This is a genomic window from Amycolatopsis sp. NPDC051045, assembly GCF_040682955.1.
In the GTDB taxonomy this organism is placed as follows: Bacteria; Actinomycetota; Actinomycetes; order Mycobacteriales; family Pseudonocardiaceae; genus Amycolatopsis.
The window spans coordinates 31,479-43,873 of the sequence record NZ_JBFBCC010000008.1 but is presented as its reverse complement, the minus strand read 5'-3'; the positions used below and the strand labels follow the sequence as shown (position 1 = coordinate 43,873).

At 70.9% G+C, this 12,395-nt stretch carries 16 protein-coding genes and 1 riboswitch; of the genes, 4 read left to right on the top strand and 12 right to left on the bottom strand.

Going from position 1 to position 12,395, the window contains the following annotated elements; genetic code table 11:
* Nucleotides 1–283: 283 nt before the first annotated feature.
* Nucleotides 284–382: riboswitch (glycine riboswitch) on the bottom strand.
* A 42-nt stretch (nt 383–424) separates the two neighbouring features.
* Nucleotides 425–1,003 (bottom strand): MerR family transcriptional regulator, encoded by a 579-nt coding sequence (locus tag AB0M80_RS20240; protein WP_364566783.1) that lies wholly within the window; start codon nt 1,001–1,003, stop codon nt 425–427.
* 278 nt (nt 1,004–1,281) lie between these two features.
* On the opposite strand from AB0M80_RS20240, the gene AB0M80_RS20235 reads away from it, so the two are divergent.
* On the top strand, nt 1,282–1,914 hold the full coding sequence (locus AB0M80_RS20235) for a TetR/AcrR family transcriptional regulator (RefSeq protein ID WP_364566780.1): 633 nt from the start codon (nt 1,282–1,284) through the stop codon (nt 1,912–1,914).
* On the opposite strand, the gene trxA is transcribed toward AB0M80_RS20235, so the two are convergent.
* The 8 genes from trxA to AB0M80_RS20195 all read right to left on the bottom strand — a co-directional run bounded on the left by trxA (nt 1,895) and on the right by AB0M80_RS20195 (nt 6,229).
* The gene (trxA, locus tag AB0M80_RS20230; protein WP_364566777.1) at nt 1,895–2,248 is read right to left on the bottom strand and encodes a thioredoxin; all 354 of its coding nucleotides are present in this window, start codon (nt 2,246–2,248) and stop codon (nt 1,895–1,897) included. The genes AB0M80_RS20235 and trxA overlap by 20 nt on opposite strands.
* Nucleotides 2,249–2,259: 11 nt before the next feature.
* The gene (locus tag AB0M80_RS20225; protein WP_364566775.1) at nt 2,260–2,655 is read right to left on the bottom strand and encodes a MerR family transcriptional regulator; all 396 of its coding nucleotides are present in this window, start codon (nt 2,653–2,655) and stop codon (nt 2,260–2,262) included.
* A gap of 222 nt (nt 2,656–2,877) precedes the next feature.
* Nucleotides 2,878–3,351 carry a bifunctional nuclease family protein gene (locus AB0M80_RS20220; RefSeq protein ID WP_009078856.1) on the bottom strand — a complete coding sequence of 158 codons (474 nt, stop codon included), beginning with the start codon at nt 3,349–3,351 and terminating at the stop codon, nt 2,878–2,880.
* 216 nt (nt 3,352–3,567) lie between these two features.
* Complete coding sequence (locus tag AB0M80_RS20215) at nt 3,568–4,314, bottom strand: MerR family transcriptional regulator (RefSeq protein WP_364566772.1); 747 nt, start codon at nt 4,312–4,314, stop codon at nt 3,568–3,570.
* Complete coding sequence (gene garA / locus AB0M80_RS20210) at nt 4,311–4,781, bottom strand: glycogen accumulation regulator GarA (RefSeq protein ID WP_093946737.1); 471 nt, start codon at nt 4,779–4,781, stop codon at nt 4,311–4,313. Before garA ends, AB0M80_RS20215 begins: the two co-directional genes overlap by 4 nt.
* A 114-nt stretch (nt 4,782–4,895) precedes the next feature.
* A complete protein-coding gene (gene gcvH, locus AB0M80_RS20205; protein WP_364566769.1) occupies nt 4,896–5,282 on the bottom strand; it encodes a glycine cleavage system protein GcvH in 387 nt (128 codons plus the stop codon).
* A gap of 99 nt (nt 5,283–5,381) precedes the next feature.
* On the bottom strand, nt 5,382–5,993 hold the full coding sequence (locus AB0M80_RS20200; RefSeq protein WP_364566766.1) for a CDP-alcohol phosphatidyltransferase family protein: 612 nt from the start codon (nt 5,991–5,993) through the stop codon (nt 5,382–5,384).
* 23 nt (nt 5,994–6,016) lie between these two features.
* Nucleotides 6,017–6,229, bottom strand: a complete 213-nt coding sequence (locus AB0M80_RS20195; RefSeq protein ID WP_364566763.1) for a hypothetical protein — start codon at nt 6,227–6,229, stop codon at nt 6,017–6,019.
* 314 nt (nt 6,230–6,543) lie between these two features.
* On the opposite strand from AB0M80_RS20195, the gene AB0M80_RS20190 reads away from it, so the two are divergent.
* Both AB0M80_RS20190 and AB0M80_RS20185 read left to right on the top strand, forming a co-directional pair.
* The gene (locus AB0M80_RS20190; RefSeq protein WP_364566760.1) at nt 6,544–7,056 is read left to right on the top strand and encodes a hypothetical protein; all 513 of its coding nucleotides are present in this window, start codon (nt 6,544–6,546) and stop codon (nt 7,054–7,056) included.
* 34 nt (nt 7,057–7,090) lie between these two features.
* Nucleotides 7,091–7,495 carry a hypothetical protein gene (locus tag AB0M80_RS20185; RefSeq protein WP_364566758.1) on the top strand — a complete coding sequence of 135 codons (405 nt, stop codon included), beginning with the start codon at nt 7,091–7,093 and terminating at the stop codon, nt 7,493–7,495.
* A gap of 20 nt (nt 7,496–7,515) precedes the next feature.
* Here the strand turns inward: AB0M80_RS20185 and AB0M80_RS20180 are convergent, their stop codons facing one another.
* Both AB0M80_RS20180 and AB0M80_RS20175 read right to left on the bottom strand, forming a co-directional pair.
* Nucleotides 7,516–9,225: an AMP-binding protein gene (locus AB0M80_RS20180; RefSeq protein ID WP_364566756.1), complete on the bottom strand. Its 1,710-nt coding sequence runs from the start codon at nt 9,223–9,225 to the stop codon at nt 7,516–7,518.
* A gap of 19 nt (nt 9,226–9,244) precedes the next feature.
* Nucleotides 9,245–10,087, bottom strand: coding sequence for a crotonase/enoyl-CoA hydratase family protein (locus AB0M80_RS20175; protein WP_364566753.1), 843 nt, complete (start codon nt 10,085–10,087; stop codon nt 9,245–9,247).
* A 177-nt stretch (nt 10,088–10,264) separates the two neighbouring features.
* Between AB0M80_RS20175 and AB0M80_RS20170 the strand changes: the two genes are divergently transcribed.
* A complete protein-coding gene (locus AB0M80_RS20170) occupies nt 10,265–11,143 on the top strand; it encodes an alpha/beta hydrolase (protein WP_364566750.1) in 879 nt (292 codons plus the stop codon).
* Nucleotides 11,144–11,159: 16 nt separating this feature from the next.
* Here the strand turns inward: AB0M80_RS20170 and cobA are convergent, their stop codons facing one another.
* The gene (gene cobA, locus AB0M80_RS20165) at nt 11,160–12,380 is read right to left on the bottom strand and encodes a uroporphyrinogen-III C-methyltransferase (RefSeq protein ID WP_364566747.1); all 1,221 of its coding nucleotides are present in this window, start codon (nt 12,378–12,380) and stop codon (nt 11,160–11,162) included.
* Nucleotides 12,381–12,395 lie beyond the last annotated feature (15 nt).

Below are 12,395 nucleotides of genomic sequence, written 5' to 3'. Positions count from 1 at the left end.
CCGACCAGCTCCAGAACGGAAGCAACCTCGAGAGGCGACCACGGCGGGGGTCCGGGGGCGGAGCCCGCCGGGCGGGGCGTGGGGGTTGCACCCCCACAAGACACTCCGGAGGGCTCGACGGCGAGCGCTTTCCGCGAGCACACCGGCCCGAAGCCCGGAGGAACCCTCCCCACTCTGTCCGTACCCATATTGGGCGCCTGAGAGTTTCGCCCGCAGTTTTCCGGGCTTGCACCGTCGGCGGGGTCGTCAGGTGGTCTCCTGACGACCCGCTTTCCAGAGGCGTCTCGTCCGCGCGGTCCAGGGTGCCTGAGAGGTTCCGGGGAGGATTTGCTCCTTCGGCGCCGAGCTCAAGGTGAGGCTCGGACTCTCCCGCGCGGATTCGTCGACCGCGGGGTGAACCTTACTCCGTCCGCCGCAGTGGTGATCACCCGGTCTTGCGGGCGTTGCGGCGCTGGGTGAGTTCGTCCGGTTGGTGCGTCTCGACGATGCCGCCGTCGGCGCGTTCGGCGGGGAACTCGTGGATGGTGCCGCTGATTTCCTGCATCGCTCCGCTGACGGCGATGCCGAAGACGCCTTGACCGCCCTGGAGCAGGTCGACGATCTCCTCCGGCGACGTGCATTCGTAGACGGTGGTGCCGTCGGAGAACAGCGTCACCCTGGCCAGGTCGCGGACGCCGCGGAGGCGCAGGTGGTCGACGGCGACGCGGATGTTCTGGAGCGAGACGCCGGTGTCCAGCAGCCGCTTGACGACCTTGAGGACCAGGATGTCCTTGAACGAGTACAGCCGCTGCGAGCCGGAGCCGTGCGCGGTGCGGATGCTGGGCGCGACCAGTTTGGTCCGGGCCCAGTAGTCGAGCTGGCGGTAGGTGATCCCGGCGATCTGACACGCCGCCGGCCCCCGGTAGCCCACCAGCTCGTCGGGCAGCGAGTCGTCGGGGAACAGTTCACCCTGCTCACCAGCCGCGACCTCGACAGGCTGCTTCTCGGAACCAGCCTCGACCACGCAAGCCTCCCCTCGCCCGACCTGGTGGCCGGCGAATGACAGCCGGACGGTCCCAGGAGCGGGACCCGCCGGAGATCAACCGCCACGGTCCGGCCCCAGACCGTGAATCACACCGTGACGATTTACCTCCTTCGACGGTAAGCGCCCGGACAGTGCCGGTCAACGCGACGCGCGGCAAGCCTCAACGGTCGGCTGAGCCTTTGCGCCGTTCGCCGTACCCCGTCCGGGGCGATTCAAACACGGTGGACGTTTTTACTCAGCCGTGTTAATTTTTACTCATGCAAGTAAACACCGACCTCATGGCCGAGCTGGGGCTGAGCGTCACCGAGGCCGCACGCCGGGCGCAGATCATCGGCGCGACCATCGGCGTCCTTTCCGACCTCGGCTACCGCAGGACCACCTTCGCCAAGATCAAGGAACGGGCCGGGCTCAGCAGCACCCGGCTGATCTCGTACCACTTCACGAACAAGGCCGGCCTGATGCAGGCCGTGCTCAGCACGGTCGTCGAGACGAAGAACGAGTTCCTCGCCGAACGCACCGGTGGCGGCCTCGACCCGGCCGACCGGCCCGGCTACCTGCGGGCGCACATCGAGACGTCGGTGGCGTTCCTGCGCGCGTACCCCGAATGCGTCCGGGCGCTGACGGAGCTGTCCGCCAACGCCGACGACGCCGACGGCTGGATGATGACCAAGGTGCTGGTCGACGACCTGCGCGTGCACGGCCTGGCCCGCCAGCTGCGGCAGGGCCAGGCCGAGGGCCTGTTCGGCGAGTTCACCCCCGAGGTGATGGCGATGTCGATCGCCCAGGCCATCGACGGCGTCGCCGCGGCCTACGCGGCCGACCCGTCGCTGAACGTCGAGAAGTACGGGCGCGAGCTGGCGGACGCGTTCGTCAAAGCGACGGCGCCTTGAGGGCCCGGTCGAGCCGGTCTTCGATGCGGGCCTTCGGGAACGCGCCGACGATCGTCTCGACCGGCTCACCTGCGCGGAAGAGGATCATCGTCGGCAGCGACATGACCTGGTAGGAGCGGGTGGTCTCCGGGTTTTCGTCCGCGTTGATCTTGCGGACGGCGAGCTCCCCGGCCCGTTCGGCGGCCAGCTGTTCCAGCACCGGGCCGACCATCCGGCACGGGCCGCACCAGGTGGCCCAGAACTCGACCAGCACGGGGACATCGCTGCCGAGGACCTCGGTGAACGTCGCATCGGTGACTTCGCGGACTGTGGTGCCTGTGGTGTTTTCGGACATGGCGGGCTCCTTCACGGGCGGGGTGCTCCGGGGACGACACACGGATCGGGCGCCTGCCGGGCGAGCGCACCGGCGAGCTTCGCGGCCAGTTCGCCGCGGATGCCGCCGAGCCGCGCGAGGAGCGCGTCGGCTTCTTCGAGCTTGCGCCGGTACACCTCGATCGAGCTCGCGCACGAATCGCCGGTCTCGTGGCCGCTGCGCAGGCAGTCGACGAACGGCCGGGTCTCCTCGAGCGTCAGACCGACCGTCTGGAGGGTCAGGATCTCCTTGACCAGCTGGAGATCGTCCTCGTCGTACTCGCGGTAGCCGTTCGCCGAGCGACGGGCCGTCAGGAGGCCCTGGTCCTCGTAAAAACGCAGCGCACGGGTGGTGGTACCCGTGCGCTGCGCCAGTTCTCCGATCCGCATGCCGTCGACGCTAGACGTTGACGTCCGCGTCAAGGCAAGGTCTCACGCGTCAAGGCAAGCAAAACGCCCTACTGCGGGAGAACGCGGGGGTCCGGGGGCGTGCCCCCGGGCGGGGTCTGGGGGTTGCACCCCCAGAAGACACGGCGAGGAGCTCCGGGCGAGCGCTGTCCGCGAGCACACCCCACCCAAGCTTCGAGCACACCCCACCCAAACTCCGAACCCTCAGGTGTCCGCTCCGCGGAAGTCTTCCGGAGAGACCGAGTCGAGGAACTCGCGGAACTTCTCGACCTCGTCCTCCTGCTCGTCCGGGATGATCAGGCCGGCCTCCTCCAGCACCGCGTCCACGGCGTGGATGGGGACACCGATCCGCAGGGCCAGCGCGACCGAATCGCTCGGCCGGGCGGACACCCGGATGTCGCCGTCGAACACGAGCTCCGCGAAGAACGTGCCCTCCTTCAGGTCCGTGATGACGACCTGCTCCAGCTCCCGGCCGAGCGCTCCGATGACCTCTTTCAGCAGGTCATGCGTGAGCGGACGGGCGGGGCGGACCCCCTGCTGCTCCAAGGCGATGGCGGTGGCTTCGACCGAGCCGATCCAGATCGGCAGGTACCGTTCACCCTCGGTCTCCCGCAGCAACAAGATCGGCTGATTCGCGGGCAGCTCGACCCGCACACCGACGACGCGCATTTCGCTCATCGGGCTTCGCCTCCCTCTCGTGCACACGGGCCTCAGCGTTGGAACGGCTTCACGCCGCCACTGCCGACGCTACCCGTCATCCGTGCGCTGTGCTCGCTGTCCGGACTCTCTCGGTTCGCCTGCCGCAAACCCTTGCTCTCACGGTACGGCATGAGGGTCCGAACATTCAGTCATTGACATGGGACCGCAAAGAGGATCTCACTGCCCCGTTACCGATCAACACCCGGAAACGCCACGGATTCCGGCCTTGACGAGGAGCGTGTGCAGGGTCACGGACAGTGCCGCGAGCTCCCGCACCACCTCGTCGGCCCGTGACTTGGCCTCCGGGTCACGATGCCGGTACACCGGCGTCACGATCTGCTCCAGCAGCCCGACCTCGCGGTCGGCCGCGGCGCGGAAGGCACGCAAGTGTCTCGGCTCGATACCGAATTCGGTCATCGCCTTCACCGTCCGCGCGACCAGCACCGCGTCGGGGTCGAAGAACCCCGCGGGACCGGACCGGACGAGACCGTACTGCTGCAGCTCGGCCAGCGCGGGCGCGTCGATGCCGGCCTGCTCCAGGAGCTCCTCCTGGGTCAGGCGCAGCTCCTTGCCCGCGGCGAAGTCGTCCGCCACCGGCAGGCCGACGTTCTCGGCCGGCGCGTCGATCGGCACCAGCCGGCGCGGCGGGCGGAGCAGGGCCGCGGCGGGCCCGGCACCCGAGTCCGCCGCGTCCAGCTGTTCCTTGATGACCTTCAACGGCAGGTAGTGATCCCGCTGGGCGGCCAGGACGAACCTCAGGCGCTCCACGTCCGCCGCGGCGAACTGCCGGTACCCCGAAGGCGTCCGGCCCGGCTGGACCAGGCCTTCCGCTTCGAGGAACCGGATCTTGGAGATGGTGACATCGGGGAAGTCGCCGCGCAGCTGCGCCAGCACGGCCCCGATGCTCAGTCCCTGACTTTGTGGCCGCCCGGCCGCCGTCACTGCGCCCCCTGGCCCCCGTGCCCCGGGCCGGTCAGGAAGACCAGGCGGAACTTCCCGATCTGGACCTCGTCGCCGCCGGCGAGCACCGCCTGGTCGACCGGCTCGCGGTTGACGTAGGTCCCGTTGAGGCTCCCGACGTCGATGACGACGAACTCGCCGCCCTCACGCCGGAACTCCGCGTGCCGGCGGGAGACCGTGACGTCGTCCAGGAAGATGTCGCTGTCCGGGTGCCGTCCGGCGCTGGTGGTGTCGCGGTCGAGCAGGAACCGCGAACCCGCGTTCGGCCCGCGCTTCACGACCAGCAGGGCCGAACCCGCCGGCAGGGCGTCGACACCCTGGACCGGGGCCTCCGGGGCCGGGGCGGACTCGTGGCCTTCGGCTTCGGCCAGGAAGTCGGCCCGGAAGACAGAGGTCCGCTCCGGAGACTGCTCCGGGGGAACGCCGCCGGGCCCGTCGTTCGTGCTCACCTGAGCTCTCCTCCACACATGCTGTGTTGCCAGTACTCAAGAACGTGTAGCTGCCAACGTACCGTGCCTGATCGATTCAACGAGCCCCGGCTCCCCGAACCGGCGGAGCGGGCTTCAGCCCTTGGTCAGCGCGTCGTACGCCTCGGCTTCGAGCAGGGCTTCCAGCCCCGCCGGGTCGTCGAGCCGGATCTCGATCAGCCAGCCCTCGCCGTAGGGGTCGCTGTTGATCAGCTCCGGGGAGTCGGCGACCGCGTCGTTGACCGCGACGACCTCGCCGTCGACCGGCGCGAAGAGCTCGGAGACGCTCTTGGTCGACTCGACCTCGCCGAAGACGTCACCGGCGGTCACCTGCCTGCCGACGTCGGGCAGGTCGACGAACACGACGTCGCCGAGCTGGTCCTGCGCGTACTCGGTGATGCCCACGCGGACGAGGGTCTCCTCGCCGCGGATGGCGACCCACTCGTGTTCCTCGGTGTAGCGAAGCTCTTCAGGAGCGGACACCGCCGGTCCCCTTTCCTGCCCTCAATGGCAAAAGTGTTGGGCGAAGTCTTACACCCACACGGCGCAGCCGCCCGCCACGACCCGGGGAAAGGGTCGCGCTCAGTCGTCGCCGGCGCCGCGCAGGGCGTTACGCGCCTGCACGACGTAGAGCACGCCGGACCAGACGTAGAGGACGGCGCCCCAGATGGTGAAGGCGTAGCCGATCGGCCGCGCGACCGCGGCGACGCCGGAGCCACCCTGCGCGAGCAGCAGGAGCGGGAAGGCGTACATCAGGACGAAGGTGGCGCCCTTGCCGAGGTAGGTGACCTCGGGCGGTGCGAAGCCGCGGCGGCGCAGGACGACGACGCAGACGCCGAGCACGGCCTCGCGCAGCACGAGCGGCACCACGACCCACCACGGGATGATGTCGCGGACCAGGAAGGCGATGAGCGTCGCGAGGATGTACAACCGGTCGGCGGCCGGGTCGAGCAGCTGCCCGAGCCGGGACATCTGGTCGAGCCAGCGGGCCAGCTTGCCGTCGAGCCAGTCGGTCAGCGCGCTGAACACCAGCAGCGCGAGCGCCCAGCCGTCCTCCTTCGGGCCGAGCAGCAGCCAGAGGAACACCGGCACCCCGGCCAGCCGCAGCAACGACAGGATGTTGGGGACGTTCAGAACCTGCTTCAGCAGAGACGGCTCGGCCTGAGCGGCTGGTTCCGGGGCGGCTGTGCTCACGAGGAGTCAGCTTAGAGCGGTGCTCAGCACGCGCGGCGGCGGTGGCTCCAGCCGCGTCGCTGCAGCTCGGCGCTGCTCAGCGCTTCGGGGCGGCCGCGGTAGTCGGTGCCCATCCAGCGGGCGCGGCCGGCACGGCCCTCGAGGACGTACGGGCGGCCGCAGCACCACACCACGGCGCTCGGGACGGTCGGCGGACTGGACGGGTCTTCGGTGCTGGTCACAGCGTCGGCGTTCATCGCTCTCACGGATTCGGGACGGGTGTCGGGGAGGGGAAGCTCGTCGGCCTCCACCAAGATCTTCGGTGCCCGGGGCCGGGATGTTAACGGATACGGCCGGAATTAGACCGATCGATTCTGGATGGCAGCGTGAGGTTTCGGAGCGTGAACGGAATGTTAATTGTCCACTGTGGACAGTAGTCCGGTGGCCACCGGACCGGGCCGCCGGACCGCTGGAGTAATCTCCGGCACACCCGTGGGCGAGCCGGTCCGCGGGGCGCCGGCCCGGAGGGGCCGGAAGGCCCGGACCAGCCAGGCGGGGAGGAAGGATCGCGGTGCCCCACCCGACCACCACGAGGACGTGGCGGCCGTTGCTCGCGGCCTGTCTCGCCGTCCCCGCGCTCGCGGCCTGCGCCGGCGACCCGGCCGCGCAGGAGCCCCCGCCCCCGCCGTCCTCGGCCGCCCCGGCGGCCACGACGACGCCGACGGGCACCCCGCCGCCGCCACCGGCCACCACCGGCGGCTCGTCCGCACCGGCTCCGGTGACCAAGCCGTCCGGGCCACCGCCGTCGGTGCCCGGGTCGTGCGGCACGGTGACCGCCGCCAGCGGGCTGACGCTCTACGTGTTCGACAGCGGCTCCGCCGGCGTCAGCTGCGTCGCGGCGACGAAGCTGGTCGGCGACTTCCACCGCACGATCGCCGGGCGCCAGGGCACCGGCTCGAACGACGCGGTGAACGAGACCGTCGACGGCTGGCTGTGCACCTCCGGGCCGCCCGCCGCGCAGGGCGGCACCACCTGCACCAAGGGCGAGCAGACGGTGTTCGCCGCCGTCGTGCCGTCCGAGTGAGTCCGTTCCGTTCCGTCGCGCTCCTGAAGGGCCCATGAAGACACTCGCGTACCCCCTGCTGTTCGTCGCCGCGGCCGCCGCATTGGCCGGCTGCGGTGGTCGCGACCCGGCACCCGCCGCGCCGTCCTCCGCCGGTCCCGCACCCGTCCCCGCCGCGGCCGCCGCGGCCGGGTCGACGGCACCCGGCGTTCCGTGCGGCGACGTCACCGGCACGGGCGGCGCCAAGACGGCAGTCGTCGCGCACGGCCAGGTGGACTGCGCCGCGGCGACGAAGCTGCTGAAGGACTACTTCGCGAAGCTGACCCCGGCCGAGGCCGCCTCCCCCGACGGCCCGGGCCCGGTCGTCCTCGACGAGTGGACGTGCGGCAGCGGCGCCGACGACCCGGTGACGGCGTGCTCGACCGAGGACGGCCGCCAGGTCGAGGGCACCCGCGGCTGAGAAGCGCCCCACGCCGGCTGTCAGGACTTGAGGTCGGGGAAGTCCTCTTCGCGGTACTCGGTGCCCTCCGGCCGCTTCGGGTCGTTCTCGCGGCCGCGCAGCTCGACGCGGCGGATCTTGCCGGAGATCGTCTTCGGCAGCTCCGCGAACTCGAGCCGCCGGATCCGCTTGTACGGCGCCAGGTGCTCGCGGCAGTACGCCAGGATCGACCGCGCGGTCGCGGCGTCCGGGGAGAAGCCCGCCGCCAGCACGACGTACGCCTTGGGCACCGCGAGCCGGATCGGGTCGGGGGCCGGGACGACCGCCGCTTCCGCCACCGCCTCGTGCTCGATGAGGACGCTCTCCAGCTCGAACGGCGAGATCCGGTAGTCCGACGCCTTGAACACGTCGTCGGTGCGCCCGACGTAGGTGAGGTAGCCGCGTTCGTCGATCGAACCGACGTCGCCGGTGTGGTAGAAGCCGCCGGCGAAGGCCGCCGACGTGCGCTCGTCGTCGTCCGCGTATCCGGTCATCAGGCCCACCGGCCGGTGCGCGAGGTCCAGGCAGATCTCGCCCTCCGCCGCGCGCTCGCCGCTGACCGGGTCGACCAGTGCCACCACGAACCCGGGCAGCGGGCGGCCCATCGAGCCGGGCACCACGTCCTGGCCCGGCGTGTTGGCGATCTGGACACTGCTCTCGGTCTGGCCGAAGCCGTCGCGGATGGTGACGCCCCACGCCTTCTCGACCTGGTCGATCACCTCGGGGTTGAGCGGTTCGCCGGCGCCCACGACTTTGCGCGGCGGGTTTCGCAGCGCCGTCAGATCCGCCTGGATGAGCATCCGCCAGACCGTCGGTGGCGCGCAGAAGCTGGTCACCCCGCACCGGTCCATCTGGGCCATCAGCGCGCCCGCGTCGAACCGGCTGTAGTTGTAGAGGAACACCGTCGCCTCGGCGTTCCACGGGGCGAAGAAGTTGCTCCAGGCGTGCTTCGCCCAGCCCGGCGAGGAGATGTTCAGGTGGACGTCGCCGGGCTCCAGCCCGATCCAGTACATCGTGGACAGGTGGCCCACCGGGTACGAGACGTGCGTGTGCTGCACCAGCTTCGGCTTCGCGGTCGTGCCGGAGGTGAAGTACAGGAGCAGGGGGTCGCTGGCCTTGGTCGGGCCGTCCGGGGTGTACTCCGGCGACTCGGCGAAGGCGGCCGAGTACGAGTGCCAGCCTTCGACGGGCTCACCCACGGCGATCCGGGTGTAGCCGCCCGTCACACCGTCGAACTTCGGCGCGTCCACCGAGCGGACCACGACGTGCTTGGCCGCACCGCGCTCCACGCGGTCGGTCAGGTCGGCCGGGCCGAGCAGCGTGGACGCCGGGATGATCACCGCGCCGAGCTTGATCGCGGCGAGGATCGTCTCCCACAGCTCGCCCTGGTTGCCCAGCATGAGGATCAGCCGGTCACCGCGGCGGACGCCGAGACCGCGCAGCCAGTTGGCGACCTGGTTGGACCGGCCGGACATCTCCGGGTAGGTCCAGCGGTTCTCGGTCCCGTCCTCCTCGACGATCCACAGCGCGTACCGCTCGGCGTTGTCCGGGTCGTGCGCGACGACGTCGAACCAGTCGATCGCCCAGTTGAACTCGTCGAACTCCGGCCAGGCGAAGTCGCGGTACGCCGTGTCGTAGTCCTCGCGGTGGGTCTGCAGGTAGTCCCGCGCCACGCGGAACGCGTGGTGGACTTCCGAAGCGCCGTTGCTCACCCTGCCTCCTCGGTCGTGTCTATTCGCCCTTGAACTCCGGCTTGCGGCGCTCCATGAACGCCTGGACCGCCTCGCCGAGGTCCTTGCTGGGCAGGAACGCCGAGTTCCACGCCGCGACGTACCGGAGGCCGTCGGCGACCTGGCGCTCGGTGTTCACCGCCAGTACCTGCTTCGTACCCTGCACCACCAGCGGCGGGTTCGCAGCGATCTCCCCGGCGAGTTCCCGCGCGGCTTTCAGCAGGGTTTCGGAGTCCGCGTAGACGTCGTTGACCAGGCCGATCTTCTCCGCGCGGGCGGCGTCGATGTCCTTGCCGGTCAGCGCGAGCTCCCGCAGGTGGCCTTCACCGATGATGGAGGCGAGCCGCTGGAGGCTGCCGAGGTCGGCCACGATCGCGACGCGGACCTCGCGGACGCTGAACTTGGCGTCGGCGCCGGCCAGGCGGACGTCCGCGGCGGCGATCACGTCGACACCGCCGCCGATGCACCAGCCGGACACGGCCGCGACGACCGGTTTGCGGCATTCCGCGATCGAGCTGACCGCCGCCTGCAGCGACCGGACCTGGTCGAGGAACGCCGTGCGCGGGCCGGCCAGGTTGTCCCCGCCCAGCATCGGCGCCCAGTCGCCCATCATCGCCGGCAGGTCGAGGCCGTAGGAGAAGTTCGCGCCGCTGCCGGTCAGCACCACGGCCCTGACCTGCGGGTCGGCGTCCAGGGCGCGGAACACCAGCGGCAGTTCGCGCCAGAAGTCCGGGCCCATCGCGTTGCCCTTCGACGGGCCGAGAAGCGTCACTTCGGCCACGTGGCCGTCGACGTCGACCTTCAGGGAGACGAGGTCGGGCAGACTGTCAGCAGTAGCGGTCATGGGGTCATCTTCACCCATGCCCGCGACGAGCCGCCATTGGCACGTTGTCAATTGACGCGCGAGTCACTGTGCCAACGTGTCGATGTCACTGTGCCAACGTCAACGTCACTGTGCCAACGTGGTCATGGGATGTTTTCCTGAACGTGCACGACCACGACGTGGGGAGGACGGTGGGACATGAGCCCGGCCGGCAGCGCGACCCTGATCGAACCGGAGCCCCCGGCCGCGCCGTCGCGGCGCGCGTCGCGCCCGATCGAGCTGACCGGCTCGTTCGACCACGATGGCCACCGGCTCTGGTACACGGAGTTCGGCAGCGGCGACCGCGTCGTCGTGCTCACCCACGGCATCATGCTGACCCGCCGGATGCACGCCCCGCTGGCGCGCCGGCTGGCCCGCGCCGGGTTCCGGGTCATCACCCTGGACCTGCTCGGCCACGGGGACTCCGACCGCCCCACCGAGTCGTGGCAGTACTCGATGCCCGCGTTCGCCGAGCAGACCCTCGCCCTCCTCGACCACCTCGAGGTGGACTCGGCGGTGATCGGCGGGACGTCCCTGGGTGCGAACGTCTCGCTGGAGGTGGCGGTGTCGGCGCCGGCACGGGCCCGCGGCCTGATCGTCGAGATGCCGGTGCTGGACAACGCGATCGTCGCGGGGCTGATCACGTTCGCCCCGCTGCTGATGGCGGCCCGGTTCCTGCCGGTGACGGTGCAGGCGGTGGCCCTCGCCGCGTCCCTGGTCCCCCACGGCAACCAGTGGGTCGACGTCGTCACGGACACGCTCTCGCAGCGCCCGGCCCCGATGGCGGCGCTCATCCACGGCGTGCTGTTCGGCCGGATCGCGCCCCCGAAGGCGGTGCGCCGCAAGATCACCACGCGCGCGCTGGTGATCGGCCACCAGCGCGACCCGATCCACCCCTTCGGCGACGCGGACTCGCTGGCGGTCGACATGCCGGAAGCGGAGTTCGTCCAGGCCCGCAGCCCGGTCGAGCTCCGTCTGGACCCGACCCGGCTCTCGGACGCGATCCGCGACTTCGCCGCGAGCTGCTACGAGGACTGAACGGGCAGGATCCCCGTCAGGACACGGGCCCGAGGCCGGCCACCGGGCCGATCACGATCACCGCGGGCGGCCGGACGCCCGCCGCGGCCGCGTCGGCGACCACCTTGTCCAATGTGGACCGCAGCGCGCGCTGGGTGCGCATCGTGCCGTCCTCGACGATCGCCACCGGGGTGTCCGCCGGGCGGCCGCCGTCCAGCAGCGCCTTGGCGAACTGCGGCAGGCGCTCCACACCCATCATCAGCACGATCGTGCCGCGCATGCGGGCCAGCAGCGCCCAGTCGACCAGTGACCGGTCGTCGCCGGGGGCGACGTGGCCGGAGACCACCACCACCTCGTGCGCCACGCCGCGGTGGGTCACCGGGACGTCGGCCACCGCCGGGACCGCGAACGCGCTCGTGATGCCCGGGACCATCGTCACCGGGACGCCCGCCTCGGCGCAGGCCAGGACCTCCTCGAAGCCGCGGCCGAACAGGTACGGGTCGCCGCCCTTGAGGCGGACGACGAACTTGCCCTCCTTGGCGCGCTCGATCAGCGTGCTGTTGATCACGTCCTGGCTGGCCGCGCGGCCGTACGGGATCTTCGCCGCGTCCACGATCTCCACCTCGGGCGCGAGCTCGTCGAGCAGTTCGCGGGGCGCCAGCCGGTCCACCACGACGACGTCCGCGCGCGACAGCAGGCGCCGGCCGCGGACCGTGATCAGCTCCGGATCGCCCGGGCCGCCGCCGACCAGCGCCACCCCGGGCAGGGTGCCCTCCGGGTGCGGCTGACGGCCGTCCTCGATCGTGCCGTTGTGCAGGCCGTCGAGCATCGAGTCGCGCACCGCGGCCGAGCGCAGCGGCTCGCCTCCGGACAGCACGCCGAACAGCAGGCCGCCGTGCCGCCCGGACGCCGGGGTCACCGCGCTGCCCGACTCACCCTCGTCGGCGCGGACGCAGAACACCCGCTCGCGCTCGGCTTCGGCGCAGATGGCGGCGTTCACCGAGGGATCGTTCGTGCAGGCCAACGCGTACCAGGCGGCGCGAAGGTCGCCCTCGGCGTAGGGGCGTTCGTGCCAGACCAGCTCGCCCGCGTCCACCATGCCCTGCACCGACGGTGTCGTGTGCGGTGACACCAGCTCGACGCGGGCGCCCGCGCTGATGAGCCGGGGCAGCCGTCGCTGGGCGACGGAGCCACCGCCGAACATCACGACACGGCGGCCGGTGAGCTGGAGGCCGGAAAGGTAGTGCGGGTCGTCCATGGCCGGGAGTTTATT